Origin of the sequence: Bradyrhizobium sp. BRP19 (assembly GCF_020194195.1) — a bacterium.
GTDB classification, from domain to species: Bacteria; Pseudomonadota; Alphaproteobacteria; order Rhizobiales; family Xanthobacteraceae; genus Bradyrhizobium; species Bradyrhizobium yuanmingense.
In genome coordinates this window covers 1-524 of record NZ_JADYVZ010000094.1, presented here as the reverse complement: position 1 = coordinate 524, position 524 = coordinate 1, and the positions used below count along the sequence as shown (strand labels likewise).

1 protein-coding gene is annotated in these 524 nt (G+C 58.0%); it reads left to right on the top strand.

The window, feature by feature from the left end; genetic code table 11:
• The first annotated feature begins 49 nt into the window (after nucleotides 1-49).
• Entirely contained in the window at nucleotides 50-289 is a 240-nt protein-coding gene (locus I6F36_RS38650; protein WP_225121682.1) for a hypothetical protein, read from the top strand.
• Nucleotides 290-524: the final 235 nt, after the last annotated feature.

The window sequence follows — 524 nt, the reverse complement described above, 5'->3', positions numbered from 1 at the left end:
CAGCTGTGTATAAGAGACAGGACGTCGCCGCCCAGATTGAGAGTGTACAATGAACTTGGAGCTCGATGAGTTCGGTGAGCCAGATGAATATCATTGCTGGAGTCCAAGCCTGCGAGCGGGAAGGGGCATCGAAGAAGTGCTGTTCGACATGATCAATTGGCACTTTGATCAAGAGCACGTTACGCTCGTCGAGGATTGGCTACGCGAGCGTGCTGTTGCTTACGAGGTGATGACGGAATTCCTCGCCAAGCATGAAGACGGGTCGGCTGTACAGTTTCCTTGCGACTAATGGCCCGCCGTCGCTCGACTGGGAAGGACAAACAGCGAGACGACGGCGGGCTTTCGATCGCGGGACGCTCTCCGCAATCGACTTGATCGTCGCACCAGCGCGGGCACGCGAGCCACGATCAAGAATTGGTGTCGGCCACGTCGTCGGGCGGCGACTGCCGACTCTGGGGTCTGGTTTGTCTAACACCATCTCCCAGCCCACTCCGCGAACGCGATAAAGCCACGCCCGTGGAGAT